Consider the following 22,035-nt stretch of genomic DNA (forward strand, 5'->3'; position numbering starts at 1 on the left):
CTTGGGAGGTTCATAGGGAATCGAATGGGAACGGGTCGCGGTCGCCCTTGGCCGTCAGCAGCAACAGCACTTGCTGGGACGACGCAATACGCCCTGCGGAGCGCAACTGCCAGGCGCCGCTGTAGCATGCGCCGGCGCACAGCTCGACCCAAAAGCCAGCCTTCGCCAGGCGGGACATACCCTCCGCGGCGGCGTGATCGTCGACCAGCACGGCGCCCCCGCCGGAAAGACGGGCCGCCATTTCCTGTTGCAGCGTGACGGTGGAGCCCGCCGTGGAAAACTGCGCGGTCCGACCCTCGAATTCGGACTGGAGCGCTACGCCGTCCAGCACGCGCGACAAACGCGCAAACGGTTCGACCGCCCACAACTGCGGCACGCGATCGAGCACGCCGCCATGCACCAGATCGCGCAGCGCACTGTAGACGCCCCAGAGCAGGTCGCCCCGCGCCGTCGGCACCAGCACATGGTCCGGCCGGACGCCCTGGGCCACCCACTCAAGCGCCACGGCACGGTATCCCTCGACACCGAATACCGGACTGCCGACGGGAGGCACGCAGTAGTTGGTCACGGCAAAAGCGCCATCGCGCTCCACGCGCCGCCGTACGTGGTCCCAGCGCGCGTGCCCGCTGTCGAAGGCCACGCGCATCGCGCCGTACTCGCGAAGGGCGCGCGCGAACGGCGCAGGCAGATCGCTGTAGGTGGCGATCTCGCAGGGAAGGCCAGCGGCGGCGCAGTATGCCGCCGCCGAAACCGCCGCATTGCCGCTGGACGCCAGGACGACGAGCCGGGCGCCAACGTCCAGGGCACGGCTGACGGCTTGTGCCGACATCCTGTCCTTGTGCGAACCGGTCGGGTTCATGCCCTCGTGCTTGATCCACAACTGCTCGACACCGAGGGTTCGCGCGAGCGCGGGAACATCGAGGCAAGGTGTATTGCCCTCGCCCAGCGAAATGCCATCCGAATAGGGCAGCCATGCCCCCCACCTATAACCCTGGCTTTTCGGCTGAAGCGGCAACGGGGCGCCAGCGTAGACCGCCTCGACGCTGCTCGGGTGGCCCGCCCCGGCACAGCGTGGACAGCCCGTCGGCATGTCTGCTATGGGATACTGGGTGTGACAGGCAATACAGCGCAGGGCGGCTAGGCGCTCGTTGCGGCGCACGCGGCCCGTGGCGCGCATTTCCGATGGTGGTTGAAAAGATGTTTGCATGCGATGGATGTTAGCGCCGCCGCTCGCCCTGCACCGTCATGCGTTCGGCACAACAATTAAGTAGAACTTATATCCCTTAGATTCTGCCCATGAGCATCAGCGCACGTCAGATCGAAATCTTCCGCATGGTGATGTTGCTCGGTTCGGCGAAGCGCGCCGCCACCGCGCTGCACATCAGTCAGCCGGCAGTCACGCAATTGCTGCTCCAGCTGGAGGGCGGGTCCGGACTGAAGCTGTTCGACCGGCTCAAGGGCCGACTGGTCCCGACACCTGAAGCGCACGCCTTGATGGCGGAGGTCGAGCGTGTCTATGTCGGCCTTGACATGGTGCAGCGCAAGATCGACATGCTTCGCTCGCATGAGGATTCAGTGCTCCGCGTAGGCACCCTGCACGCGATGTCGGCCAGCATCATGCCCGCGGTGGTGTCGGAATTCCTGCATCTCTATCCGCGCATCCGCTGCCAGCTGGTGGTGGACAGTTCGCTCGCGCTGCGCGCCAGCTTGCTGCAGGGCGAGCTGGACCTCGCCTTCATGGGCGACGAGGCTGACACCAGTGGGCTGGTGGCCTCGGCGTTCTATGAGGCGCCTGCGGTGTGCGCGATGCCGGCCACGCATCCCTTCGCCCACCACGCCCGCATCGAGCCGCGCGATCTGCAGGATGCGCCACTGATTGCGTTGTCGGCATCCGATCCCGCGCAGCGGCGGCTTGAGCAGTTATTCGCAGCGGCCGGAAAATCAGCCCGTTTTGTCGCCGAGACGCCGTACAGCGCGACGCAATGCGCGCTGGTGCTGGCGGGCGCTGGCCTGGCGATCACCAACCCGCTGGTTGCGCGCGAGTATGCGGCGCTGGGGCTGCGCGCGGTACCGTTTGCACCAGCCTTTCACTTTCGTGCCCTGCTCGCCTTCCACCCGGGACAGGGACAATCGCGAGCCGCGCAGGAATTCGTCGCCCTGTGCCGCCGGCGGGTTGCGGACGTCCTGGCCACCTAGCGCATGCCGGGAGGATCAGCCCGGCTGCACCCCTGCCGCAGATTCTGCGTTCCGGACAAAGCAGTTCGCAATTCGATGTGGACTGGAGCGGCAAGATCAGCGTGATGCACGGCAACGTTGCACTTATGCTCGATAGCATGAGCACGACCGTTGCATCCTCTCAGCCGCCCAGCGCCGGCCCCACCACCGGCCCCACTGCCGACGACCAAGCCCATCCCCGCCTGGGCGCCGCGCTCGCCTACATTCACCAGCACCTGGGCGAACCGCTGCCGCTGCCGCTACTGGCCGACCTCGTCCAGCTGAGCGTCGGACGCTTCGTGACCGTGTTCCGGCTGACGCTGGGCATGACGCCGCATCGATACATCAGCCTGAAACGAATCCGGCGCGCGCAGTGGCTGCTCAGGCAGGGCCACTCGCCGGCGCTGACCGCGCACGAATGCGGCTTCTATGACCAGAGCCACTTTACGCGCTGCCTGAAGAGCGTCTGCGGCATGACGCCACGGCAGTTCCAGACGGCCAGCGCACCGCCCCCCGGGAATGCCGGCCGCAGCGTGCCAAAGCCCAGGGCTCAGGTTGCCGAAGGGAACAGCCGTTCGATGGGATAGTGCGTCTTGATGAAAGGCGACTTGATCACGATGAAGCTGAAGTACTTCTCGATGCCGATATTGCGCTCGAGCAGGCTTTCCATCAGTTCCTGGTAGTGGTTGACCCCACGGGTGATGAACTTGAGCAGGTAGTCATAGCCGCCGCTGACAAGGTGGCATTCGACGATCTCATCCACCGCGCACACAGCCTTCTCGAAGCGCGCGAAGTCCTCGCGATGGTGGTCCTCCAGCGTGATCTCGGTGAACACCGTGAGAATATCGCCCAGCTTGTCCATCCGGATCTGGGCGCTGTATCCGCCGATATAGCCGGCCTGCTCCAGCCGCTTGACGCGAATCAGGCACGGGCTTGCAGAAAGACCCACGGCATCGGCGAGGTCGACGTTGGTCATGCGGCCGTTCTTTTGCAGCTGGGCAAGGATGCGGAGGTCGAGTCGGTCAAGTTTGATGGGGGCGGACATGGGCTTTCAAGACTGGAATGACTGAATCACATTGTCCCCGCATGATTCGGCGAGGGCAATCGGGGCACGCCCGGAAAGTGAGGCACCGGATCGCCTTTCAGTACCCTTTCACACGGTCCACCAGCCCGATCAGCGATTCGCCGCGCTGCAGGCGGCGCAGATTGTCGAGCACGACCCGCGCCGCCGTGCCCGGCTGCGTCATGCTGGCAATATGGGGCGTGAGCCAGACCCTGGGGTGGCGCCACAACGGGTGGCCGGCAGGCAGCGGCTCGGGGTGCGTGACGTCGAGAATGGCATCGCCGATCTGCCCCGAATCCAGCGCGGCCAGCAGGTCGGCATCGTCGAGGTGCTGCCCGCGTCCGACATGCACCAGCCCCGCCCCAGTTGGCAGGGCGTCAAACACGCGAGCGCTCAATACTCCACGTGTTTCATCCGTCAGCGGCAGCAGGCAAACCAGGATATCGGTGCGGGCCAGGAACGCGTCCAGGGTCTGCGGGCCGGCATAGCACTGCACTCCTTCCAGGCTGCGCGGCGACCTTGCCCAGCCGGCGCAGTCGAACCCGAACAGCCGCAGGCGCTCCAGCACCGCCTGGCCCAGCGAGCCGAGGCCGAGCACGCCCACGCGGCGCTCGTGTGCCGGACGCACCTGCAGCGGCTGCCACGCTTCCTGCGCCTGCTGCCGCCGGTACGCCGGCATGTCGCGATGCAGGGCGAGCACCGAGAACACGACGTACTCCACCATCCCGTCGACGATGCCGGGCTCGATCATTCGCACCAGCGGTACGTGCGCAGGGAGCGCGTCCAGGTCGAACTGGTCGATGCCGGCTCCGGTCGAAAACAGTACCTGCAGGTTCGGGAACCGCTCTGCGATGCGGTCCGGCGCCTCCCAGGCCGCCAGGTAGCAGACCTTCCCGGGATCCCCGATATCAGGCCAGATGCGGAAATCGATGCCAGGCGCCTCGCGCGCAAAGACCTTGGCCCAGTCCCGGCCGCGCACGGGATCCGCCTTGTAGAGAAATGTCGTGTCTTGATGCATTGTTTTTATCCGAGGGCCTTGTCGGCCAGCGCAAAGGGAAGAAATGGTGCCGTTGGCGAAGCCGGGGTGCCGCGGGCCAGCACCGTCGCGTCGGCGACGTGCGCCAGGCCAAGGCAGCCGAGCCACTCCTCGAGTTCGCCATCGGCGTGGACGTCCAGGCGCAGCACGCGCCCGGTCACCAGGCCGGCCAGGTGCGCGATCATGGCCTTGGCCGACATCGCACAGGGTGCGACCACGGGGCCGACCATCGCGCCGCGGCCAAAGCGCCGCAGGATCGCGAAGCCGCGGGGCCCGTCGGGGTGATCGAGCACCACCGTGCCGATCGACTGGCGCAGCCAGGCCTGGATCAGGGACGGCCGTGCAACACCGCGGGCACCCTGCTCCATCCCGACCAGAAGTTGCAGGTCATTGCGCCCGCCAGGCCGCAGGCGGCAGCCTTCAGGCAGCGCCATCAACGGCGCGGGCAACGCTTTGCCCTCGTATTGATGCACCTCGCCGATGCGTTCGAACCCCATGCGCGCATAGAAGCGATGCAGCTTACCGGGGGCGTGAAGCAGCACGGTGCGGCCGTCCAGGCCGGCGCACAGCGCCTCCAGCAACACGCTGCCAATCCCACGCTCGCGGAAGGCCGGGGCTACGATGAGCAGCCCGACCGACGCGCCGCGCTCGTCCCACAGCCAGCGCATGCCGACACCGACCACCGCGCCGCCGACTTCGGCAACGCGGCCCTCGCCCATCTGGAACAGCATCTTCCAGTCGCTGGGGCGATGCGGCCAGCGTACATCTTCGGAAAGCGAAAGCGCGACGGGCAGATCGGACTGTGCCATCACGCGGATGGCGGGCGGTCCATCGCTTGCATGGAGGGGGAGCTGCGCGGAATTCATTGCAGTAAGGGCCAGCGCCGGACGAAAAGAGAGAGCCCTGATGATGCGATGAACAGGCAAGGCCCGGATAGGAAAAATTTGCTGCATCCGACGATGCACCGACGCTGTGCCTGCCTAGGGTAATCCCGAGGATTGTTGCGGTGCACATGCACGCACGCAGTGCGCATGGCAGGCAATGCCAAACCGCCCACGCGAAACCGCAGGTTTTACTGCCAAGGCTTGCAATACCCCACAAAGCCATCGGTCGCACATGCTTCAATGTCAGGGAGATGACACGCCGCGCGCTCGTGCTGCCTCAGCAGGAGCTTGCCCCCGCGCCGCATGGTCCTGAGTTTCCACTTTCGCAATCCCCCGATCTCCGGCCCCCACCAGGAGCTATTGCCATGTCAGACAAGAAGCCGATCGAGGGCCTCATCGGCCCTGCCGAATCCACCCGGATCATGAGCGCCCTGCACCATGGCGCCAGCAGGCGCGACGTCCTGAAGATCCTGGCTGCCGGCGGCATGCAACTGGGTCTTGCCGGGAGCCTTGCCGGCGCGGCCGTGTCGGCGCATGCGCAGACGCCGCGCCGCGGCGGCCGCATCCGTGTGGGCAGCGACAACGCGTCGCCCAGCGATACGCTCGATCCGGCCAAGCAATCCAACAAGACCGACTACTGTCGCGGCACCATGCTCTACAACGGCCTGACGAGCCTGGATGCGAAGCTGGTGCCGCAACCGGCGCTGGCTGAGTCCTTTGCCTCGCAGGATGCCGTGACCTGGGTCTTCAAGCTGCGCAAGGACGTCACCTTCCACGACGGCAAGCCGCTGACGCCGCAAGACGTGGTTTTCTCCCTGATGCGCCACAAGGACCCGGCCACCGCCTCGAAGGCGAAGACGCTGGCGGACCCGATCAAGAGCGTGAGCGCCACGGGCCCGAACGAAGTGACCGTGGTGCTGGACGGCCCCAACGCGGACTTCCCCGTCATCGTCGGCACGTTCCACTTCCATATCCTGCGCAACGGCACCACCGACTTCAACACCGGCATCGGCACGGGCCCCTACAAGCTCAAGGAATTCAAGCCGGGCGTGCGCTCGGTGGTAGTACGGAACGAAAACTACTGGAAGCCCGGCAAGCCCTACCTTGACGAGATCGAGTTCGTCGGCATTGCCGACGAGGGTGCGCGCGTCAATGCGCTGCTCTCGGGCGATCTCGATATGGTGGCCTCGATCAACCCGCGTTCGGTCGCGCGCGTGAAAGGCACGCCCACGACCGATGTCTTCGTGACGCAATCCGGCCAGTACACCGACCTGATCATGCGCCGGGATACCGGTCCGGGCGCCAACCCCGACTTTGTCCAGGGCATGAAGCTGCTGCTCGACCGCGAGCTGATGAAGAAGAGCATTGCCTTGGGCTATGCCGTGCTGGGCAATGACCAGCCGATCGATCCCACCAACCGCTTCTACTTCCCTGGGCTGCCGCAGACCAAGTTCGATCCGGAGAAAGCCAAGTTCCATCTCAAGAAGGCCAACATCGGCAGTGCCGCCATCCCGGTGGTGGCCTCCCCCGCCGCGCAGTACTCGGTCGACATGGCCCTGATCCTGCAGCAGTCCGCGCGGCAGGCGGGCGTCAATATCGACGTCAAGCGCATGCCCGCCGACGGCTACTGGTCCAATCACTGGCTCAACAGCCTGGTCGGATTCGGCACGGTCCTGCCGCGCGCCAGTGCCGACACGCTGCTGACCCAGTTCTTCAAGTCCGACGCGGCGTGGAACGAATCGCGCTACAAGGACCCGAAGTTCGATTCGCTGCTGCTCGCCGCGCGCGCCGAGACCGACCTGGCCAAGCGCAAGCAGATGTACGCCGACATGCAGACCATGATCCGGCGGGACGCAGGGATCGGCATACCGCTCTTTATCGCCACCATCGACGGCTACAACAAGCGGGTCAAGGGCCTTTCCCCGATCCCGCTGGGCGGCCTGATGGGCTACTCGTTCGCCGAGCACGTCTGGCTGGCGGCCTGATCCAAGGAGACACCATGAACCTTTTCATCTTGCGTCTGCTGGCGCGGCGCATCGGCCTGGCGCTGATCTCATTGCTGGCCGTCTCGGCCATCGTCTTCGCCATCACCGCGGTATTGCCCGGCGATGCCGCGCAGGAACAGCTCGGGCAGGACGCCACACCCGAAGCCCTGGCCGCGCTGCGTACCCAGATGGGCCTCGATGTCCCCGCGCCGGTGCGCTACGCGCAATGGCTGGGCGGCATGGTGACCGGCAATGCCGGCGAGTCGCTGGTCACGCGTATGCCGGTGTCGGAGGCCATCGGCAGCCGCCTGCGCCATTCGCTGCTGCTGGCCGGCCTGACCGCGCTGATCTCGGTGCCGGTGGCGCTCGGCCTCGGCATCCTGGCGGCGGTCTACCGCGGCACATGGTTTGACCGCAGCGTCAGCCTGGGCGCGGTGGCGGTGGTCTCGGTGCCGGAGTTCCTGGTCGCCACGCTGGCGGTGTTGCTGTTCGCGGTCCACCTGCGCTGGCTGCCGGCGCTCGCCTATATCGGCACCGACGATTCGTGGGACAAGATCGTGCGTTCGCTGGCCATGCCGGTGCTGAGCCTGTGCTGCGTGATCGTCGCGCAGATGCTGCGCATGACCCGCGCGGCGGTGATCGACCAGCTCAAGGCGCCCTACATCGAGATGGTGCGGCTCAAGGGCGCATCCTCGACCCGCATGGTGCTGTTCCACGCCCTGCCCAACGCCATCGGCCCGATCGCCAATGCCGTGGCGCTGAGCCTGTCTTACCTGCTTGGCGGCGTCATCATCATCGAGACCATCTTCAACTACCCGGGGATCGCCAAGCTGATGGTGGACAGCGTCGCCCAGCGCGACATGCCCGTGGTCCAGGTGTGCGCCATGATTTTCTGTTGTGCGTACCTGATCCTCGTCACGCTTGCCGATGTGTGCGGCATCGTCGCCAATCCGCGTCTGCGTCACCGCTGAAGCCTTGAACGCCATGCAGGAGCTGCAACTCATGTCCCCTACCTCCAACACGCACGCCACCCCCGCCGTGAGTGCCCTCGACCAGGGCGGTCGCCGCCCGCGCCTGCCCAAACTGGGCATCACCGGCTGGATCGGCTGCCTGATCCTCATCGGCTGGCTGGTCGCCGCCATTGTTGGCCCGATCCTGATCAGCCATGACGGCACGCCCACGGGCGAGATCCAGGTCTTCGGCCCGATCAGTGTCCAGCACTGGCTCGGTACCGACTACCTCGGGCGCGACATGCTGACGCGCGTGATCCTGGGCGCGCGCTACACCGTCTGCGTGGCCCTGGTCTCGACCCTGTGCGCCAGCGGCATCGGCATCACGCTGGCATTGCTCGCCACCGTCAGCGGGCGCTGGATCGATGCCGGCCTCAGCCGAGGCCTCGATACGCTCACGGCGATCCCCAGCAAGATGTTCGCACTGATCATGGTCGCGGCCTTCGGCTCGTCGGTGTGGATGCTCGCGCTCACGGCGGCGATCATCTACATCCCGGGCGCGTATCGCATCGCGCGCTCGCTGGCGGTCAACATCAACGCGATGGACTACGTGACGGTTGCCCGCACCCGCGGCGAAGGGACCGCCTACATCATGCGGCAGGAGATCCTGCCCAACATCCTCGGCCCGATGCTGGCCGACCTGGGGCTGCGCTTCGTCTACGTCGTGCTGCTGCTCGCGAGCCTCAGCTTCCTGGGCCTGGGCATCCAGCCGCCCGATGCCGACTGGGGTTCGCTGGTGCGCGAGAACATCGGCGCGCTGTCTGAAGGCAGCATGGCCGTGGTGGCGCCGGCGCTGGCCATCGCCAGCCTGACGCTCGCCGTCAACCTTGTCATCGACAACCTGCCGGGTCGCTCGGCACGCAACGGAGTCAAATAATGGGCACGTCCGTAAAGGTCAGCAATCTGCGCATCACCGCAGGCCAGGCGACGTTGGTAGATGGTGTGGACTTCGAGATCGAGCCCGGCAAGGTGCTGGCACTGATCGGCGAGTCCGGCTCGGGCAAGACCACCACCGCGCTGGCGCTGATGGGCTTCGCGCGCCACGGTTGCGAGATCTCCGGCAGCATCCGGGTCGGCACCACCGACGTGCTGCACCTGTCGCCGGGCGAACAGCGCCGGCTGCGCGGGCGCGAGATCACCTATATCGCGCAGAGCGCGGCGGCCTCGTTCAACCCGTCGCGCACCATCATGGACCAGGTGGTCGAACCGGCGCTGATCCATCGGCTCATGGATCGCAAGGCTGCCGAGAAGAAGGCGGTCGCGCTGTTCCGCGAACTGGCGCTACCCGACCCTGATTCCATCGGCGAACGCTACCCCCACCAGGTCTCCGGCGGACAGTTGCAGCGCCTGATGGCGGCAATGGCCCTGATCACCGATCCCGACCTGGTGATCCTGGACGAGCCGACCACGGCCCTGGACGTCACCACGCAGGTCGAAGTGCTGCGCGTGTTCCGCCGCGCGGTGCAGGAACGCCGCACCACCGCGGTCTATGTCAGCCACGACCTGGCCGTGGTGGCCCAGGTGGCGGACCACATCCTGGTGCTGCGCGATGGCAAGATGCGCGAGCTGGGCGAGACCGACCAGATCCTGTACCAGCCCGCCGACGACTACACGCGCTGCCTGCTGGCCGCGGCGCGCCCGACCGAGCGTCCCGGCGCGCCGGTGGACCCGGACAAGAGCCCCCTGCTGCTCGAGGTCCGCGATCTTTCCGCCGGCTACGGTGCGGTCGATGCGCACGGGCAGCCGGCCTCGAAGATCCTTGAGGGCGTGGGCCTGAAGCTGTACCGGGGCCAGGCGATCGGCGTCATCGGCGAGTCGGGTTCGGGCAAGACCACGCTGGCGCGGGCCATCGCCGGCCTGGTGGCGCCGTGCTGCGGCAGCATCGCCTTCAACGGCCGCCCCCTGAAGCCGACGGTGGCCGAACGCAGCCGCGATGAATTGCGGCGCATCCAGATCGTGTTCCAGATGGCCGATACCGCGCTCAATCCCGCGCGCACCATCGAGGAGATCCTGGCGCGGCCGCTGCAGTTCTTCCATGGCCTGCGCGGCGAAGCGCAACGGGCGCGGATTCGCCAGTTGCTCGATCTGGTGCGGCTGCCGGCCGGCGTGGCGCAGCGCACGCCTGGTGGACTGTCCGGCGGGCAGAAGCAGCGCGTGAACCTGGCCCGGGCGCTCGCGGCCGATCCGGAGCTGATCCTGTGCGACGAGATCACCTCGGCGCTGGACACCGTGGTCGGCGCTGCCATCCTTGACCTGATGGCCGAGCTGCGCAAGGAGCTGGGCGTCTCGTATCTCTTCATCAGCCACGACCTGCACACCGTGCGCTCGATCTGCGACGAGATCGTGGTGATGCAGCATGGCCGCAAGCTGACCCAGGTCGCGCACCAGGACTACGACCGCGGTCCGCACCACCCCTACTACGCGCTGCTGGCGCGCTCGGTGCCCGAGTTGCGCCGCGGGTGGATCGATGAAGTCGATCTGCATATCGATGGGGCAGTGGCCGCCGCTGCTACCGCCTGATTCCCATTCTCAAGGAGAGTTTGTTTATGCCTTTGTCCCTACAGAACCAGACCTTGCTTCCCGGCCGCAACTATATCGGCGGCGAATGGTGCGGCGCGGCCGACGATCGCACACTGTCCGTGGCGGACCCCGCGACGGATGAAGTCTTTGCGGCGGTACCGGATAGCGGTGCGGCGGACGCACGCCGCGCCGTCGATGTCGCGCACGCAGCGTTCCCAAGCTGGCGCAAAACGCCGGCCAAGCAGCGCGCGCAGATCATCAAGCGCTGGAACGACCTGATCGTCAGCCACGTGGAAGACCTTGGCCGCCTGATTTCGCGCGAGCAGGGCAAGCCATTGGCGGAAGGCAAAGGCGAGGTGCTGTACGCCGCGAGCTATGTCGAATGGTTTGCAGAAGAAGCCACCCGCGCCGATGGCGACGTGATCGCCGCACCGGTGCCCGGCCGGCGCATGCTGGCACTGCGCGAGCCGGTCGGCGTCATCGCGGCGATCACGCCGTGGAATTTCCCGGCCGCGATGATCGCGCGCAAGATCGCCCCGGCGCTGGCGGCCGGTTGCACGGTGGTGTGCAAACCTGCCGAGGATACGCCGCTGACCTCGCTGGCGCTGGTCAGGCTCGCCGAACAGGCGGGCGTGCCGCCGGGCGTGCTGAATATCGTCACCGCCTCGCGCGAACGCGCGCCCGAAGTCGTCGACGTATGGCTGGACGATGCCCGGGTGCGCAAGATCACCTTTACCGGCTCGACGCCGGTGGGCAAGCACCTGGCGCGCCGCTCCGCCGATACGCTGAAGAAGCTGTCGCTGGAACTGGGCGGCAATGCCCCGTTTATCGTGTTCGACGATGCCGACCTCGACGCCGCCGTCGATGGATTGATGGCTTCCAAGTTCCGCAACGGCGGGCAGACCTGCGTGTGCCCGAACCGCATCTATGTCCAGGACAAGGTGCATGACGCCTTCGTCGACAAGCTTGCCGCCCGCGTCGGCGCGCTGGTAGTCGCTCCTGCCACGAACCCCGCCGCGCAGATCGGTCCGATGATCAACGCGCGGGCGGTCGACAAGATCGAACGTCATGTGAAGAACGCGGTCAGCCGCGGTGCCCGCGTGGTCGTCGGCGGCGAGCGCATCCGCAACGAGCAATGCCCGGGGCCGAACTACTATGCGCCCACCGTGCTGGTCGATGTGGATGCGTCGATGGACTGCTCCTGTGAGGAGACCTTCGGGCCGGTTGCGCCGGTTACGCGCTTCAGTACCGAGGCGGATGTCGTTGCGGCGGCCAATGCCACCCCGTTCGGGCTGGCGGCGTATTTCTACTCGAATGACGTGCGGCGGATCTGGCGCCTTGCCGATGCGCTCGAGTCGGGCATTGTCGGGATCAACGAGGGCGCGGTGGCCGCGGAAGCGGCGCCCTTTGGCGGCGTGAAGGACTCCGGCTACGGACGCGAAGGGTCGCGCTATGGGCTTGAGGAGTACATGCATATCAAGTACGTGTGCCAGGGACTGCTGGGCTGAGCACCCTCCTCTTCCTCTCGAGCGGCCGGCGCAAGCCGGCCGCTCTGCATTTAGAGCCCCGCCAGCAAGCCCCTCATCCATCCCATCGAAGGAACTGCTGTTCCTCCCGCCACAACAGAATTCACTGCTGATCCAGGCCACGAATTCGGTAAGAGCACGACGACCCTCGTCCCTATACTGGTCCCGGTGATTGCCAGAAAGCGTTGGCGATAAAACCCCCAGCAGGCTTCCACCGTGCCGCACACGAACTCCATGACAGCGATGACCCAACGCCAGGCCAGCGCGCCAACCGACCTCAATGCGCTGCTGCGGCTGCGCACCCGACTGGAAGCCGAAACCACCGCGGAAGTGCGCTTCGATGCGGTGACGCGCGCCATCTACGCATCGGAAGCCTCGAACTATCGGCAGGTGCCGCTTGGCGTCGTCATTCCGAAGTCTGTCGAAGACCTGGAGACCACCGTGCGGCTGTGCGGCAAGCTTGGCGTGGCCATGGTGCCACGCGGCGCGGGCACCTCGATGAGCGGGCAGTCGGTCAACGCCGCAGTCTGCATCGACCATTCAAAGTACCTGCACGCGGTTGAGCTAATCGATCCGGCGCGGCGCATCGGGCGCGTGCAGCCAGGCGTCATCTGCGACCACCTGAAGCAGGCCGCCGCCACGCACGACCTCACCTTCGGCCCCGATCCCGCCACCCACAGCCGCTGCACGCTGGGCGGCATGATCGGCAACAACTCATGCGGCGCCCATTCGGTGATGGCCGGCAAGACGGTCGAGAACATCGAGCGCCTGGAGATCGTGACGGCCACCGGCGCGCGCTTCTGGGTCGGCGCCACCGACGAGGCCGCGTATGCCGAACATCTGGCGGCAGGCGGCGAACAGGCGCGCATCGTCAAGGCCCTGCGCGAACTGGCCGAGCGCTATGCGGACGATATCCGCGCGGGCTTTCCGCGGCTCAAGCGCCGCGTCTCCGGCTACAACCTGGACCAGTTGCTGCCGGAGAACGGTTTCCACATCGCCCGCGCACTGGTGGGATCCGAGGGGACCTGCGCAACCGTGCTGCGTGCCGACACGTCGCTGGTGGAGGGACTGCCCGAGCGCGTACTGCTGGTGCTCGGCTTCGATACCATCTTCGATGCCGCCGACTGCGTGCCCGAGCTGTTGCCGCTCGGACCGATCGCGATGGAAGGCCTGGACACCGGCATCATCGGCGGACTGAAGCAGCTTGGGCTGAAGCTCGACGACATCGCCGAGCTGCCGGCCGGCAATGCCTGGCTGATGGTGGAGTTCGGGGCTGCCCTGCGCGACCAGGCCCGCGAGCTGGCAGCCCGCGCTGCCAGCGCGGCACGCTCGTTCCCCACGCAGCCGAATGTAAGGCTGGTCGACGATCCCTCGCTGATGGGACGCCTCTGGGCCATCCGCGAGACCGGGGCTTCGGCAACGTCGTTGTCGACCGTTCCCGGACAACCCGATCCCACCGTGGGCTGGGAAGACGCCGCGGTCGAGCCGGCCCGGCTTGGCGCCTACCTGAGGGAATTCTCCACCCTGGTCGAGCGCTATGGCTACAAGACCAATATGTACGGCCACTTTGGCGATGGCTGCATTCATTCGCGCATCACCTTCGACCTGCGTTCCCGCACCGGCGTTGGCGACTGGCGCAAATTCCTGGCGGAAGCGGCCGCGCTGGTCGTCAAATACCAGGGCTCATTGTCCGGCGAGCATGGCGACGGCCAAGCCAAGGGAGAGTTCCTGCCCCTGATGTTCACGCCCCGGCTGATGCAGGCGTTCCGCGAGTTCAAGGCCATCTGGGACCCGAACGGCCTGATGAACCCCGGCAAGCTGATCGATGCGATGCCGGTGGACGCCAACCTGCGCATGGGTCCGTCATACAAGCAGGATCAGGCAACCAGCGTCTTCACCTATCCGATGGGCGATGGCCCGGGCACCGGCTTTGGCCGCGAGACCGAGCGCTGCATCGGCATGGGCAAGTGCCGGTCGCTCGATGGCGGCACCATGTGCCCCAGCTTCAAGGCCACCCGCGAAGAACGCTACGCCACACGCGGACGCGCGCGCCTGTTCTTCGAGATGCTCAACGGCGAAGTCATCAGCGAGACCCGTGACGGCGAGGCGGTCAAGGACTCGATGGACCTGTGCCTGTCGTGCAAAGGCTGCAAGCACGACTGTCCGACCCATGTCGACATCCCCAAGTACCGCAGCGAGTTCCTGTATCGCTACTACAAGCGCCGCCTGCGCGCGCCGATGGATGCCGCGATCGGGCGGCTGGGGCAATGGCTGCCCACGGCCACGCGCGCGGCTGGCCTGCTCAATGCCCTGATGCGCAATCCGCTGACCCGGCGCGTCGGCCACGCTTTCGGCCTGGCCCGCTCGGCCGTGTTCCCCGAGATCGCCAACACCGCATTCCGCCGCACCGGCACAGCGACCCGCCTGCAGCAGACCGGCATGCGGCCGTACGGCCAGCGCGACGTCGTCATCTGGACTGACACCTTCAATAACGGCTTCACGCCGCATGTGCTCGAGGCCGCCGTCGCGGTGGTCGAGCGGCAGGGGTGGAACGCGCGGCTGAGCGCGCGCCACGTCTGCTGCGGCCGGCCGTTCTATGACGTCGGCCTGCTGGACCAGGCGCGCCGCAACCTGCTCGAGATCCTGGACGTACTGTCCGCGCCGATTGCCGCCGGCGTTCCGGTGCTGGTACTGGAACCAAGCTGCCTGTCGGTGTTCCGGGATGAAATGCCGGCCTTGCTGCCTGACGACCCGCGCGCCAAAGCGCTGGCAGCGTTGACGGTCACGATGGCCGAGTTCGCCACCCGGGCCGGCATGGCGCTGGGCAACGACGCCGCGGTCCACCTGCACGCCCACTGCCATCACCGCGCCTGCGGCGGCACGGCGGCGGAACGCCAGCTTGGCGCAAGCGTCCTCGACACCGGCTGTTGCGGGATGGCCGGCGCGTTCGGCTATCACCGCAAGACGGCCGAGCTGTCGCGCCGGATTGGCGAGAGCACGCTGCAGCCAAAGCTTGCCGAACTCCCGGCCGATGCGCTGGTTGCCGCGGACGGCTTCAGCTGCCGCACCCAGATCCGCAAGCTGACCGGACGCGAACCGCGCCACCTCGCAGAGATCCTTGCCGACTCTAACCCTTCGCAACCCCGCCGCGACACCGACTTCGCGGAACCTGAAAGAGGCGTAACGCAATGACCCAGTCCAACCAGGCCCATATCGCGGCCCGCACCCAACATGTGCCGCATGGCGTCGTCACCGCCCATCCGATCTTTGCCGACAAGGCCGAGGGTTCGTTCCTCTGGGATGTGGAAGGACGTCGCTATATCGATTTCGTCGGCGGTATTGGCGTGCAGAATATCGGCCATAACCACCCCAAGGTCGTCGAGGCAGTGCGCAAGCAACTGGGTCGCGTGACGCACGCAGCGTTCCAGGTGGTCGGCTATGACGTCTATGTCGAGCTGGCCGCGCGGCTGAACAAGCTGGTCGGGGGCGCCGAGCACTACAAAGCGTTGTTCGCGACGACCGGCGCGGAAGCGGTGGAAAACGCGGTCAAGATCGCGCGCGCCTACCGCAATGTGCCGGGGATCATCGCGTTCCGCGGCGGCTTTCACGGGCGCACGCTGCTCGGCTCGACGCTGACCGGCATGAGCACGCCGTACAAGCAGAACTTCGGGCCGCTGGCCGGCGACGTCTATCACACGCCTTATCCCGATGAATTCCGCGGCTTCTCGGGCGCGGATGCGATCCGTGCGCTGGAAGACCTCTTTGCCACGCAGATCGCCCCGGATCGGGTCGCGGCCATCATCCTGGAACCGGTGCAAGGCGACGGCGGCTTCCTGCCGGCCGGCAACGAGTTCCTGCAGGCCCTGCGCGCGCTGACCCGCAAGCATGGCATCGTGCTGATCCTGGACGAGATCCAGGCCGGCTTCGGCCGTACCGGCAAGATGTTCGGCTTCCAGCATGCGGGCATCCAGCCCGACCTGGTCACGGTCGCAAAGAGCCTGGCCGGCGGCATGCCGCTGTCCGGCGTGGTCGGGCGTGCCGAGATCATGGAGGCGCCGGCACCCGGCGGCCTGGGCGGCACGTATGCGGGCAATCCGCTCGCCTGCGCCGCCGCGCTGGCGGTGCTCGACCTGTTCGAGGAAGAACAGTTGCTCGCCAGTGCGCACGCGCTGGCTGAAACGCTGCGCGCAGGGCTCGACCAGCTCGCGCGCGAGTTTCCCGCCATCGGCACCGTGCGCGGCGTTGGCGCGATGCTGGCGCTGGAGTTCGTCAAGGACAGCGACCCGTTCCAACCCGACGCGGCATTCGCCCAGGCGGTGATCGACCGCTGCCGCGAAGGCGGCCTGCTGGTGATCAAGTGCGGCGTGCATCGGAACAACGTGCGCCTGCTGGCACCGCTCAACACCTCTGCGGAGACAGCGCAGGACGCCCTGAATATCTTGCGCGCCGCGATTGCCCAAACCAGCGACGAGGCCCGGTAACACGCAGGGTTCACCGGGTCAGGCCAACAGTACGCGGCCCGGCCGCAGTATGATTGGGGCGCCACCGGGAGCCGCCGTTTCGAATCCTCGCCTTGGAGCCAACACGTGAAATTCCTGATTGCGCCAGTCTTCGCGCTGCTGTCGTCCGTGGCCGCGGCACAAACGGTGTCCGCGGTAACGTCAGCCCCGCCAGCCCTGAACCGGGTCGCCCAGAGCGGCACCCTGCGCGTGTGTACGCCGGGTGACTACAAGCCTTTCAGCTTCCAGCGCCCGGACGGGAGTTTCGAAGGACTGGATGTGGACCTGATGGGCTCGCTCGCGACGGCGCTCGGCGCAAAGCCGCAATTCGTCAAGACTACCTGGGCGAACCTGATGCCCGACTTTGTCGCGGGCAAATGCGATATTGCGGCCGGCGGCATCTCGGTCACGCTGGAGCGCCAGAAGCTCGCATTCTTCAGCGTGCCCTACATGGTCAACGGCAAGACGCCGATCGCGCGCTGCGAGAATGCGGCGAAGTACCAGAGCGTCGAGGCCATCAACCGGCCGGAGGTGCGCGTCATCGCCAATCCCGGCGGCAGCAACGAGCGCTTTGCCAAGACGCGGCTGCAACGTGCCCAGCTCACCGTTCACCGCGACAACCTCACCATCTTCGACGAACTGATCGCCGGCCGGGCCGATGTCTTTGTCACCGAGGCGGCGGAGGCGGTGGCGCAAAGCCGGATTCATCCGGAGCTTTGCGCCATCAATCCCGAGCAGCCGCTGCAATATGCGGAGATGGCCTTCCTGCTGCCCACCGGGGACACCGTCTTCAAGGGCTTTGTCGACCAATGGCTGCACCTGGCCAGGGCAGGCGGTGACTACCAGGTGCATGCGGCCAAGTGGCTCGGCAAATAAGCCTGGCCCAACCGCGCAGGGGCGCAGGCGGAAACCTTGCGCAAAAAGGTCCGCCCGCCCCGTCAGGCATCAAGCCAGACATGCTCCGCAAACGAATAGCCCATCAGCCCACCCAGCGGGATCGGTGACAAGCCCTTGAGCTTCGATGAATGTCCGTCGATGCTGGCCAGGAACAGCGGGATACCGATGCCGGCGTCCTCGTGGATCATGGTCTGCATGTCGGCATACATCTGGCTGCGTTTGGCGGTATCGGTTTCGGCCCGCGCCGCCAGCAGCAGCTGGTCGAACTTGGGGTTCTTCCAGCGCGATTCGTTCCACGGCGCATCCGACTTGAAGAACTGCGTGAGGATGGTGTCGGCGCTGGGGCGCGGGTTGACGTTGCCGAAGCCCACGGGGCTGTTGAGCCAGTGGTTCGACCAGTAGCCGTCGGCAGGCATGCGCTTGATGTCGAGGTCCAGGCCCACGCGCTGCGCAGTTTGCTGCAGCACCGTCGCCATCTCCACCGAATACAGGGCGGCAGGCGAGGTCACCACCGGCACCTTGCCCGTCACGCCGGACTTGCGCAAATGGTACTTAGCCTTGTCAAGGTCGAAGGCGCGCTGCGGCAGGCCCTTGGAAAAGAAGCGGTTGGTGGGGTCGATCGGCTGATCGTTGCCGAGCACCGCATAGTCGAGCGCGATGGCCTTCTTCATCTGCGCGCGGTCCTGCAGGTACTTCATTCCCATCACAAAGTCGGGGTTCATGCCTGGACCCGCGTCCTTGCGCATGATCAGGTCTGTGTACTGCCCCGATTGCGTGACGAGGATGCCGAAGCCCGGCGTACCCTTGACGCGGGCCACGGAGCGCGGGTTGACTGAGCCCACCAGGTCCATGCCGCCGGACAGCAGCGCGTTGACGCGCGCGCTCTCATCGCCGATACCGACGAACTCGATCTCGTCGAGGTAGGGCTTTCCCTGTCTCCAGTACGCATCGTTGCGCACCACCACCGTGCGAACGCCGGGCCTGAACTCCTTGATCTTGTAGGGCCCGGTACCGATGCCCGCGTTGAAGTCGGTGGTGCCGTCCTTGACGATGAGGAAGTGGAAGGTGCCCAGGATGACCGGCAGGTCGGCATTGGGGCTGGTGAGCACCACCGTGACCTCGTTCGGGCCGGTGGCTTTCACGCTCTCGATCTGCTCAGCCAGCACCTTGGCCTTGGAAGCGGTGGCGGGATCCTTGTGGCGCATGATCGAGTACACCACGTCGGCCGGGGACAACGCCTTGCCGTCGTGGAAGGTCACGCCCTTGCGCAGCGTGAAGACCCAGGTCTTGGCATCGGTGGTGTTGAACGACTCGGCCAGCGCCGGCCGCGGCGTCAGACTGCCATCGAGCGAGGTCAGGCCGTTGTAGACCATGTTGCAGCGCACGTAGTCGTTCTGGTTCGACTGTTTGGACGGATCCAGCGTATCGGACGCGGCCGCCGTGGCGGCTGCCACGCGGATACGTCCGCCACGCTTCGGCGTCTGCGCATGGGCCTTGACGGCCACGCCGGCCAGGCTGCCGGCCAGCGTGGCCTGCATGCCTCCCGCCAGCAGCATCGCGAGGACGTCACGCCGCGTCGCGCCGCGCTTGAGCAAATCCATCACACGAAGGCTTTCGCCGGGGCCGACAAGGTTCTCGAACTCTTTACGGCTTTCGCTCATCGTAGTGCTCCTGGTTGGTCTGGAAAGGCCGGCAGGCGCGGACTTGTCATGACGCACCGCGAATGACTGCAGGTCATTCATGCTAGCCAAGATGGCTCAGCATTTGTCCCTGTTACAGCCTGCGCTACCGCATTGAATTGCAAAACCGGCACCTCCAGCAGACGAATCTTGCAAGTTACGGATAAACCCCAACTCGTTCTGGCTCGACCGCCCGATGTCGTTCAAGATAAATGCCGGTGCCAACCTTTCGTCACGAGGACAACGCCCATGTTTGCCCCGCTACCACATGCCCAGGACACCATTGCCGACGACGGCGTGGTGCTGCGCCCGATGACTGCCGACCACTTGACGCGGGCCCACGCCCTGTCGCAGGAACAGCGCTGGCCCCATCGCCTGACCGACTGGGAGCAGATGTTCGCGCACGCCGAGGGCATGGTAGCCGAACTCGATGGCCAGCTCGTCGCCACTGCCCTGCGCTGGCGCTGGGGCAAGCACCACGCCACCATCGGCATGGTGATCGTCACGCCGGCGTGCCAGGGCCGGCGCATCGGCTACCGGCTGATGCGCGCGCTGCTCGAAGGCCTGGACGACTGCACCGTGCTGCTGCACGCCACGGCCGATGGCCGCGGCCTGTACGAGCGCCTGGGCTTCGCGCGCACCGGCGAGGTCTGCCAGCACCAGGGCACGGCCCAGCCTGCCCCTTTGATCGCCCTGCCTGACGGCTGGCGTCTGCGCCCCGCGGGTCACAACGAGGCCGCCGCACTGCACCGGCTCGACGCGAACGCGCGCGGTATGCCGCGCGAGGCGTTGGTCGACGACCTGCTGGCCAGCGCCGAGGCCTGCGTGGTGCTGGACTTAGAGGGCGAACCGCGCGGCTTCGCCATGTTGCGCCGCTTCGGGCGCGGCCATGCCATCGGCCCGGTGGTAGCGCCCGGCGCCAATGGCGCCAAGGCGCTGGTCGCGTACCTGGCCGGCCTGAATGCGGGCAACTTCACGCGCATCGACATCGACTGCGCCAGCGGGCTGGGCGAATGGCTGGAGAGCATTGGCCTGCCACGTGTGGACGCGCCCACGACCATGGTTTGCGGTGCGCCGCCGGCCACGCCGCCGGGGGCGGCGGCGCTGTTCGCGCTCGTGACCCAGGCCATGGGCTGAAGACGCGCCAGGCTGCGGAAAGCGCACTGCCAAACAATCTGCTGCCACGGCCCGCATAACAGCAGCGTGCTTCGTTCAGTCCCCTCAATGCAGCATCACGCCATGTGCAGCCTGCCGTAATCTTGAGGCATAGGCCAGCCTGTTGTGCTGCGCACACGAATGGACGCGAACGGACCCTGCCATGACCCAACTCACCGACCTGCCCCAGCTTGCCGCGCTTGAAGCCGCCGATCGCGCACACCTTATCCACCCTGTGTCGCCGTGGCGCGTGCACGAGCAGCGCGGCCCCACTGTGCTGTCGTCGGGCCGCGGCGCGTGGCTGACCGACGCCAACGGCCACGAAGTGCTCGACGCCTTCGCAGGGCTGTGGTGCGTCAACGTGGGCTACGGCCAGGAAAGCGTGGTGCAGGCCGCCGCCGAGCAAATGCGCCGTCTGCCCTACGCCACCGGCTACTTCCATTTCAGCAGCGAGCCGGCGATCCGCCTCGCCGACAAGCTGGTGCAGATCACGCCCCGCTCGCTGAACCACGTATATCTCACTCTCGGCGGCTCCGAGGCGGTCGATACGGCCGTGCGTTTCATCACGCAGTACTTCAACGCCACCGGGCGCCCGTCGAAGAAGCACTTCATCTCGCTGGAGCGCGGCTACCACGGCTCCTCGTCGACGGGCGCCGGACTCACCGCCCTGCCCGCCTTCCACCGCGGCTTTGACCTGCCGCTGCCGACCCAGCACTACATCCCCTCGCCCAATCCCTACCGCGCTGCCGACCCCACCGATGCGCAAGGCATCATCGACGCCTCGGTGGCGGCGCTGCGCGCGAAAGTCGCCGAACTGGGCGCGGACAATGTGGCCGCGTTCTTCTGCGAACCGATCCAGGGCTCAGGCGGCGTGATCGTGCCTCCCAAGGGCTGGCTCAGGGCCATGCGCGACGCGGCGCGCGAGCTGGACATTCTGTTCGTCGTCGACGAGGTCATCACCGGCTTCGGCCGCACCGGCCCCATGTTTGCCTGCGAGGCCGAAGACGTCGCCCCGGACATCATGACGCTGGCCAAGGGCCTCACCGCCGGCTACGTCCCGATGGGCGCGACGCTGATCTCCGACCAGCTCTATGCCGGCATCGCCGACGGCGCACCCGGCGCAGCGCCCATCGGCCACGGTGCCACGTATTCCGCCCACCCCGTCAGTGCGGCAGTGGCCCTGGAAGTTCTGCGCCTGTATGAGGAAGGGGGCATCCTGGCCAACGGCCAGCGCGGCGCGGCCACCTTCGCGGCCGGGCTGGATGCGCTGCGCAGCCATCCGCTAGTCGGCGATTCGCGCCATCGCGGCCTGCTGGGCGCGCTGGAACTGGTCAGCGACAAGGCCAGCAAGCGCGGCTTCGACGCATCGCTGGGGCTGTCCGATCGCATTGCCGCGACCGCCTACCGCAACGGCATCGTGTTCCGCGCCTTTGGCGACAATATCCTCGGCTTTGCCCCGGCGCTGACGTACACCGAAGACGAATTCGAGCTGATGTTCGCGCGCGTGAAGCAGACGCTCGACGACGTGCTCGCCTTCCCCGAGGTGCGTGCCGCACTTGCGAGCTGA

General features: G+C 66.6%; 17 protein-coding genes. 12 read left to right on the plus strand and 5 right to left on the minus strand.

Going from position 1 to position 22,035, the window contains the following annotated elements:
- Positions 1-10 precede the first annotated feature (10 nt).
- Entirely contained in the window at positions 11-1,177 is a 1,167-nt protein-coding gene (locus K307_RS37335; RefSeq protein WP_230626316.1) for a pyridoxal-phosphate dependent enzyme, read from the minus strand.
- Between the two features lie 119 nt (positions 1,178-1,296).
- Here K307_RS37335 and K307_RS37340 point away from each other — a divergent pair, with 119 nt between their 5' ends.
- Both K307_RS37340 and K307_RS37345 read left to right on the plus strand, forming a co-directional pair.
- On the plus strand, positions 1,297-2,196 hold the full coding sequence (locus tag K307_RS37340) for a LysR substrate-binding domain-containing protein (protein WP_042886125.1): 900 nt from the start codon (positions 1,297-1,299) through the stop codon (positions 2,194-2,196).
- 137 nt (positions 2,197-2,333) lie between these two features.
- Entirely contained in the window at positions 2,334-2,801 is a 468-nt protein-coding gene (locus K307_RS37345) for a helix-turn-helix domain-containing protein (RefSeq protein ID WP_080745448.1), read from the plus strand.
- Here the strand turns inward: K307_RS37345 and K307_RS37350 are convergent.
- The 3 genes from K307_RS37350 to K307_RS37360 all read right to left on the minus strand — a co-directional run bounded on the left by K307_RS37350 (position 2,765) and on the right by K307_RS37360 (position 5,122).
- Positions 2,765-3,259 (minus strand): Lrp/AsnC family transcriptional regulator, encoded by a 495-nt coding sequence (locus tag K307_RS37350; RefSeq protein WP_013956719.1) that lies wholly within the window; start codon positions 3,257-3,259, stop codon positions 2,765-2,767. The two genes, K307_RS37345 and K307_RS37350, sit on opposite strands and share 37 nt — an antisense overlap.
- A 97-nt stretch (positions 3,260-3,356) precedes the next feature.
- Positions 3,357-4,295 carry a 2-hydroxyacid dehydrogenase gene (locus K307_RS37355; RefSeq protein WP_042886127.1) on the minus strand — a complete coding sequence of 313 codons (939 nt, stop codon included), beginning with the start codon at positions 4,293-4,295 and terminating at the stop codon, positions 3,357-3,359.
- A gap of 5 nt (positions 4,296-4,300) precedes the next feature.
- Positions 4,301-5,122 (minus strand): GNAT family N-acetyltransferase, encoded by an 822-nt coding sequence (locus K307_RS37360; RefSeq protein ID WP_230626318.1) that lies wholly within the window; start codon positions 5,120-5,122, stop codon positions 4,301-4,303.
- 440 nt (positions 5,123-5,562) lie between these two features.
- On the opposite strand from K307_RS37360, the gene K307_RS37365 reads away from it, so the two are divergent.
- The 8 genes from K307_RS37365 (at position 5,563) to K307_RS37400 (ending at position 17,613) form a co-directional block, all read left to right on the plus strand.
- The gene (locus tag K307_RS37365; protein WP_155301335.1) at positions 5,563-7,182 is read left to right on the plus strand and encodes an ABC transporter substrate-binding protein; all 1,620 of its coding nucleotides are present in this window, start codon (positions 5,563-5,565) and stop codon (positions 7,180-7,182) included.
- A gap of 14 nt (positions 7,183-7,196) precedes the next feature.
- On the plus strand, positions 7,197-8,153 hold the full coding sequence (locus tag K307_RS37370; RefSeq protein ID WP_042886129.1) for an ABC transporter permease: 957 nt from the start codon (positions 7,197-7,199) through the stop codon (positions 8,151-8,153).
- A gap of 31 nt (positions 8,154-8,184) precedes the next feature.
- The gene (locus K307_RS37375) at positions 8,185-9,069 is read left to right on the plus strand and encodes an ABC transporter permease (RefSeq protein WP_042887931.1); all 885 of its coding nucleotides are present in this window, start codon (positions 8,185-8,187) and stop codon (positions 9,067-9,069) included.
- Entirely contained in the window at positions 9,069-10,712 is a 1,644-nt protein-coding gene (locus tag K307_RS37380) for an ABC transporter ATP-binding protein (RefSeq protein WP_042886130.1), read from the plus strand. The genes K307_RS37375 and K307_RS37380 overlap by 1 nt, the downstream gene beginning before the upstream one ends.
- 26 nt (positions 10,713-10,738) lie before the next feature.
- Positions 10,739-12,220 carry an NAD-dependent succinate-semialdehyde dehydrogenase gene (locus K307_RS37385; protein WP_042886131.1) on the plus strand — a complete coding sequence of 494 codons (1,482 nt, stop codon included), beginning with the start codon at positions 10,739-10,741 and terminating at the stop codon, positions 12,218-12,220.
- Positions 12,221-12,472: 252 nt separating this feature from the next.
- Entirely contained in the window at positions 12,473-15,430 is a 2,958-nt protein-coding gene (locus K307_RS37390; RefSeq protein WP_155301336.1) for an FAD-binding and (Fe-S)-binding domain-containing protein, read from the plus strand.
- On the plus strand, positions 15,427-16,719 hold the full coding sequence (gene gabT / locus K307_RS37395; RefSeq protein ID WP_042886133.1) for a 4-aminobutyrate--2-oxoglutarate transaminase: 1,293 nt from the start codon (positions 15,427-15,429) through the stop codon (positions 16,717-16,719). The genes K307_RS37390 and gabT overlap by 4 nt, the downstream gene beginning before the upstream one ends.
- Before the next feature lie 105 nt (positions 16,720-16,824).
- A complete protein-coding gene (locus K307_RS37400) occupies positions 16,825-17,613 on the plus strand; it encodes a transporter substrate-binding domain-containing protein (protein WP_042886134.1) in 789 nt (262 codons plus the stop codon).
- A gap of 62 nt (positions 17,614-17,675) precedes the next feature.
- Here K307_RS37400 and K307_RS37405 read toward each other — a convergent pair whose 3' ends face one another.
- Entirely contained in the window at positions 17,676-19,295 is a 1,620-nt protein-coding gene (locus K307_RS37405) for an ABC transporter substrate-binding protein (RefSeq protein ID WP_042886136.1), read from the minus strand.
- 267 nt (positions 19,296-19,562) lie between these two features.
- Between K307_RS37405 and K307_RS37410 the strand changes: the two genes are divergently transcribed.
- Both K307_RS37410 and K307_RS37415 read left to right on the plus strand, forming a co-directional pair.
- Positions 19,563-20,450, plus strand: coding sequence for a GNAT family N-acetyltransferase (locus K307_RS37410; RefSeq protein WP_042886137.1), 888 nt, complete (start codon positions 19,563-19,565; stop codon positions 20,448-20,450).
- Between the two features lie 181 nt (positions 20,451-20,631).
- A complete protein-coding gene (locus tag K307_RS37415) occupies positions 20,632-22,035 on the plus strand; it encodes an aspartate aminotransferase family protein (RefSeq protein WP_042886138.1) in 1,404 nt (467 codons plus the stop codon).

This window comes from Cupriavidus necator A5-1, assembly GCF_000744095.1.
Classification (GTDB): Bacteria; Pseudomonadota; Gammaproteobacteria; order Burkholderiales; family Burkholderiaceae; genus Cupriavidus; species Cupriavidus necator_A.

What these genes read in the sequence shown, in the direction of transcription:
- K307_RS37335 (WP_230626316.1), bottom strand. Translation starts at nt 1,177, where the DNA reads ATGCGCGCCACGGGCCGCGTGCGCCGCAACGAGCGCCTAGCCGCCCTG.
- K307_RS37340 (WP_042886125.1), top strand. Translation starts at nt 1,297, where the DNA reads ATGAGCATCAGCGCACGTCAGATCGAAATCTTCCGCATGGTGATGTTG.
- K307_RS37345 (WP_080745448.1), top strand. Translation starts at nt 2,334, where the DNA reads ATGAGCACGACCGTTGCATCCTCTCAGCCGCCCAGCGCCGGCCCCACC.
- K307_RS37350 (WP_013956719.1), bottom strand. Translation starts at nt 3,259, where the DNA reads ATGTCCGCCCCCATCAAACTTGACCGACTCGACCTCCGCATCCTTGCC.
- K307_RS37355 (WP_042886127.1), bottom strand. Translation starts at nt 4,295, where the DNA reads ATGCATCAAGACACGACATTTCTCTACAAGGCGGATCCCGTGCGCGGC.
- K307_RS37360 (WP_230626318.1), bottom strand. Translation starts at nt 5,122, where the DNA reads ATGGCACAGTCCGATCTGCCCGTCGCGCTTTCGCTTTCCGAAGATGTA.
- K307_RS37365 (WP_155301335.1), top strand. Translation starts at nt 5,563, where the DNA reads ATGTCAGACAAGAAGCCGATCGAGGGCCTCATCGGCCCTGCCGAATCC.
- K307_RS37370 (WP_042886129.1), top strand. Translation starts at nt 7,197, where the DNA reads ATGAACCTTTTCATCTTGCGTCTGCTGGCGCGGCGCATCGGCCTGGCG.
- K307_RS37375 (WP_042887931.1), top strand. Translation starts at nt 8,185, where the DNA reads ATGTCCCCTACCTCCAACACGCACGCCACCCCCGCCGTGAGTGCCCTC.
- K307_RS37380 (WP_042886130.1), top strand. Translation starts at nt 9,069, where the DNA reads ATGGGCACGTCCGTAAAGGTCAGCAATCTGCGCATCACCGCAGGCCAG.
- K307_RS37385 (WP_042886131.1), top strand. Translation starts at nt 10,739, where the DNA reads ATGCCTTTGTCCCTACAGAACCAGACCTTGCTTCCCGGCCGCAACTAT.
- K307_RS37390 (WP_155301336.1), top strand. Translation starts at nt 12,473, where the DNA reads ATGACAGCGATGACCCAACGCCAGGCCAGCGCGCCAACCGACCTCAAT.
- gabT (WP_042886133.1), top strand. Translation starts at nt 15,427, where the DNA reads ATGACCCAGTCCAACCAGGCCCATATCGCGGCCCGCACCCAACATGTG.
- K307_RS37405 (WP_042886136.1), bottom strand. Translation starts at nt 19,295, where the DNA reads ATGAGCGAAAGCCGTAAAGAGTTCGAGAACCTTGTCGGCCCCGGCGAA.
- K307_RS37410 (WP_042886137.1), top strand. Translation starts at nt 19,563, where the DNA reads ATGTTTGCCCCGCTACCACATGCCCAGGACACCATTGCCGACGACGGC.
- K307_RS37415 (WP_042886138.1), top strand. Translation starts at nt 20,632, where the DNA reads ATGACCCAACTCACCGACCTGCCCCAGCTTGCCGCGCTTGAAGCCGCC.